The organism is Microcystis sp. M165S2 (assembly GCF_020245885.1).
Taxonomy (GTDB): domain Bacteria; phylum Cyanobacteriota; class Cyanobacteriia; order Cyanobacteriales; family Microcystaceae; genus Microcystis.
This window is the reverse complement of record NZ_JADBTZ010000395.1, coordinates 1-4,622: the sequence shown is the minus strand read 5'-3', so window position 1 is coordinate 4,622 and position 4,622 is coordinate 1. Positions and strand designations below refer to the sequence as shown.

The window sequence follows — 4,622 nt, the reverse complement described above, 5'->3', positions numbered from 1 at the left end:
TAACTATCACCAGAAAAATATCTAATCTTTAAGGCTCTCCCCTAGTTGTGGTGATAAGAACAAGTTATCTAGGGTCTGCTGAAAAAGTTTTTCGGTGGGGGTTGGGGGTTGGGGGATGGGGGATGGGGGATGGGGGATGGGGGATGGGGGATGGGTTTTACCGATTTTCAGGTGGTCAACTACCTAATTTTCAGGGAAAAAGTACCTGAATTTTCCCCCTGATCACTCCCAGTCCTGGTACTTTTTGATTGACAAAAAGTCTAAAAGTCTTACCCAACAAGGTTTTTAGATTTATTCAGCAGACCCTATCTAGGGGAGCGGGAAGGCAATTCACCCCCACATTGCCCCACATTAGTTGTTCTCTAGAGGCCAATGGGATAGTCTTGCCAATTATACAATTATAACCCTAAACGCTCCTTTTGGCGGGCTTTATAGGAGGCTAACAGCCAGATAGAGCCAGAAATCAAAGAAGGAGCAAGGACGAAAAAAGTGGCCATGGTCACGGGATGTTCCCGGGCCCACACCCAATAGATCATCACGGCAAAAATCAAGCCACAGTAAGCTAGTCCTAGAAAGGGGATGCCAATGACCAAAACGGCGAATTGAGTATCTTTATCCATAAAATATCGGGATGGCAGCGAAAATGTAGCTGATGGGTTTCGCTTACCCCTCTCCTTACTTATAATCTTCCTTCTGGGATTGCTTGCGGAAAAATAAGGTATTTTTTAGAATTAGGTGCTGATTATTGGGAGGCCTTCCTTGCCGAAACAAAGATTAGATTTATTATTAGTAGCCAAAAATCTCTGTGATTCCCGTCAACAGGCACAGCGATTAATTCGCGCTGGAGAGGTGAAAGTCAATCATCAAATCATCGATAAACCGGCCACAGAAATCGACCCAGAAGCGGCGATCGAGGTTAAGCAGAAACTGCCCTATTTGTCAAGGGGGGGCGAAAAATTAGCCAAGGCCTTAGAATTGTTTGCCATCGATGTCAGCGCTCGCATTTGTTTAGATGGAGGCATTTCCACGGGGGGATTTACCGATTGTCTCTTGCAAAAAGGAGCAAAACGGGTTTATGGGGTCGATGTGGGTTATGGACAAGTGGCCTGGAGTTTACGGCAGGATGAACGGGTTATTTTACTAGAAAGAACTAATTTTCGCTATTTAACCCCGGAAAAGTTATACGGACAGGAAAAACCCGCCGATTTAGCAGTTATGGATCTGTCCTTTATTTCTTTGACCAAAGTTTTACCGACCCTGTGGACGCTATTAAATCCACCGCGAGAAGCGATTTTATTGGTCAAACCCCAATTCGAGGTGGGACGGGAAAAAGTCGGCAAAAAAGGGGTAGTTCGCGACCACCAAGACCAAGCGGGGGCGATTTTTCAGGTTTTACAGGCCGCCGAAGTCTTAGGATGGTTCTATCGGGGTTTAACTTGGTCTCCCATTACCGGACCTGCGGGTAACGTCGAGTATCTTCTCTGGTTATCCACCGATATCGGCCAGGTCAGTCCCAGTTTAGCAGCGATCGCAGAAATCACCCAAGAAGCGATCGAACAGTTTTAAACTAGGTATTTTCTCAAGGAAGTGGGAAGTGGGGGAGATTTTCAGAAAACCCTTGACAAATGGCGAGACTTGCTTTATACTTTATGTATGATCGGAATCCGTGCGCCCATATATATAGGGTTTTTCAGCGAAGATAAGAGAGAAAAAAATAGACTGAAAAATCGGATTGGGTAGGAAGAGGATAAAGGTATGAAGACGGAAATTTTCTCTCCCCGACAAGCATTAAACAAAGCATTTCTGAGAGTCAAACCGAATCTTTGTCAGGTAGAGAAGTTTCAAGTGTTCTTACATACAAAAACGATGATCGGGGAGTTCAATATATCGGAAAATAGGAGAGATAACCCGAAAAATTATTGTTAAATCATGTTAAGTCCCGTGGACACGATTAAAATTCTCGAAAATCATCCCGATCGCACTTTTCAAGCTGGTGAAGTTATTTTTGCCGATGGCACGGAGGGCGAGTTAATGTACGGTATTCTTAGCGGAGAAGTGGAGATGTATATCAAGGAACAATTGATAGAAACTCTAGAAAAAGGGGATGTATTCGGAGCAGGATCGCTCCTGCATGGGGATAAACTGCGAGAATCCACAGCTATTGCCAAAACTGATTGTAAATTAGCCTGTCTCAATCAACCGCAGTTTTTATTTGCCGTGCAGGAAACCCCCATGTTTGCGATCGAAGTGTTAAGAAGTTATTCCGATCGCTTTCGCAAGTTGAAAAAAATCTTCACCAGTGAAGCATAGAGGAGCAAAGGAAAGCCATCCCCACCAAAACTATTGACCGAAAATCTCACCGATAGTTAAACGGGAACCATTGACCAAATCCCCACCAGAACGCGGTGATTTTCCCGATAATTGCACTTCTTTTAATAATAATAAACCCTCACCCGTCTGCACTACCGGCCCGAAATTTTTCCAGAGAGCCACGATCGATCCCACTTCTCCGCTTAGATGAGAAAGGTCTTTTGTCTGTAATTCTCGAGGCAGTTGACTAGGATCGTCTAGGGGAATAGTCGCCATCACTTTTAGAGGTTGTCCCCGGAAAGTGGTTAGCGCATGAGGATAAAAACCCCGGACTCGATCGTGAATTCTCCGGCCCGAATCTTGCCAGTGGATTAGATAGTCAGATTTTTGAATTAAAGGGGCATAGGTGGCATCGTCGTTATTTTGAGGAATTGGGGTAATTTCTGCTTGATCGAGCTTAGAGAGGGTTTCTAGGAGCAAATCCGCCCCCATTTGTCCTAGGGTTGCTCCCACCTGTTCGGCATTGTCAAAAAGAGCGATCGGGGTGTAGGCTTTCAGTAGCATCGGTCCGGTATCCATGCCCGCATCCATTAACATGGTGGTAATGCCGGTTTCTTTTTCTCCCCTAGCGATGCACCACTGCACGGGGGCTGCTCCCCGATATTTCGGTAAAATTGAGCCATGAACGTTAATACAGCCTAATCTCGGCATCTCTAGAATTTCTGGGGAGAGAATTTGTCCGTAGGCAACCACCACAAAGGCATCCACCCGCGATTGTCTGAGAAAATCTAAGGTTCGAGCGTTTTTTTTGACACTTTTGGGCTGCCAAACTGGTATTTGCTGTTCTATGGCTATTTGTTTCACCGGTGAGGGGATTAATTGATTACCCCTTCCCCGGCGCTTGTCCGGTTGGGTAACGACGGCAATTACTTCTATATCGGGATTGGCTAATAATTTTTTTAGGGTGGGAACAGCAAAAGTCGGGGTTCCGAAAAAAACAATACGCATGGGAGAGGGGGGGGATTTTTCAGTTATCAGTGAGTATTAATCAGTAATCAGTGAAAAGAAAGGACGAATTCTTGAGTGAGAAGGTCCACTGAGTTATTAACGGCTAACTATGCCAGACCATTGAATTTTTTTGGCTTTTTCCCGACGATAGGAGAAAAAATGATCCTCTTGTTGATAGGTACAAAAAGGAGCGATCGCAATTTGTTCATCCCTAATTCCTAACTGTTGTAGTTGATGATAAATCACCCGTCGCACGTCTAAGCGCACTTTTCCTTTTTCCTCGTCAGCAAATAAGGGGGAGGGGGACAGGTTAAATAAATTCGCCAGAATTTGGTCGGGATTGGTTTCTTGGGGGAATAAACTTAAACCCACTTCTGCGGCAACTTCTGTCTCTACTTGATACACTTCCCCGGCAATTGCCGGCCCCAGGGCCAGCACTAAGTTATCTAAACAACTACCGGAGTTTAATAACTGCTTTACTGCTTTGGGAACTATCCTTTTGGCCGTCCCTCTCCATCCAGAATGAATTGCCACCCCAACACCAGTAGAGCGATCGCCTATTAGTACGGGCGTACAATCAGCACTGGCCACCCAAATCCCTTGACCGGAAGCATCGGTGATAATTCCATCCGCTTCGACAATTTCCGGGTTAGTAATCCCTTGGGGATTTAATAGGCGATCGCCATGTACCTGTTTAACCCGATAAACCGGTACATTTGTCCCCAGAGCAGCCGTAAAAGCTTCCGGGGTTTGGGGGTAATAATGACGGGTAAAAAAGCCGTGGGACCAATCCTCTAGGAGACTACAGGTAAGATAGGGCAATCCTTGCCATGTTTGCCATTGCCACAGAGAAGTCTCGGTTAATCGGACATTGATCGCTACATTAGTCACAGTATAAGCCTCTCTTGCTGCATTAATGCCTCGTTCTTTCCTATCCTAGTTCTGAGCCTGGCAAACGACAACCGGAAGATTATCTTAAATGTCGGGTGAAGACCCTCAGTTTGACTGACGGGATGAAACCCGACCAATATAGAACAGCACTTCGACAGGCTCAGTGACACGAAGCACCACTAAATCCTTGACAGTTTTGTGCAGGATATGTTAGAACAAAATAAGTTGTTTGAGGTCGATAAACAATGATTGTCTTAGAAATGAAGGCGGTAGTCAAACCAAGTCAGTGTTCTGCCATTGATGAAGCTATTCGTACAGTACAATTCATCCGTAATAAGGCTTTAAGGCTTTGGATGGATGCCAAGAGAGAAGACAAAATCGATAAATATTCTCTCAATAAATATTGTGCAGTT

At 45.1% G+C, this 4,622-nt stretch carries 5 protein-coding genes; 2 read left to right on the top strand and 3 right to left on the bottom strand.

Features of this window, described 5'->3' with window-relative positions; genetic code table 11:
- Nucleotides 1-398 precede the first annotated feature (398 nt).
- Complete coding sequence (locus tag IM479_RS19510; protein ID WP_287672405.1) at nucleotides 399-620, bottom strand: hypothetical protein; 222 nt, start codon at nucleotides 618-620, stop codon at nucleotides 399-401.
- Between the two features lie 139 nt (nucleotides 621-759).
- Here IM479_RS19510 and IM479_RS19505 point away from each other — a divergent pair, with 139 nt between their 5' ends.
- Together IM479_RS19505 and IM479_RS19500 are read left to right on the top strand one after the other, a co-directional pair.
- Nucleotides 760-1,566: a TlyA family RNA methyltransferase gene (locus tag IM479_RS19505; protein WP_287686979.1), complete on the top strand. Its 807-nt coding sequence runs from the start codon at nucleotides 760-762 to the stop codon at nucleotides 1,564-1,566.
- A gap of 363 nt (nucleotides 1,567-1,929) precedes the next feature.
- A complete protein-coding gene (locus IM479_RS19500; protein WP_287686978.1) occupies nucleotides 1,930-2,310 on the top strand; it encodes a cyclic nucleotide-binding domain-containing protein in 381 nt (126 codons plus the stop codon).
- A 30-nt stretch (nucleotides 2,311-2,340) separates the two neighbouring features.
- Here IM479_RS19500 and fmt read toward each other — a convergent pair whose 3' ends face one another.
- Both fmt and pgeF read right to left on the bottom strand, forming a co-directional pair.
- Nucleotides 2,341-3,318 (bottom strand): methionyl-tRNA formyltransferase, encoded by a 978-nt coding sequence (gene fmt, locus IM479_RS19495; RefSeq protein WP_287686976.1) that lies wholly within the window; start codon nucleotides 3,316-3,318, stop codon nucleotides 2,341-2,343.
- A gap of 96 nt (nucleotides 3,319-3,414) precedes the next feature.
- A complete protein-coding gene (gene pgeF / locus IM479_RS19490; protein WP_287686975.1) occupies nucleotides 3,415-4,209 on the bottom strand; it encodes a peptidoglycan editing factor PgeF in 795 nt (264 codons plus the stop codon).
- Nucleotides 4,210-4,622 lie beyond the last annotated feature (413 nt).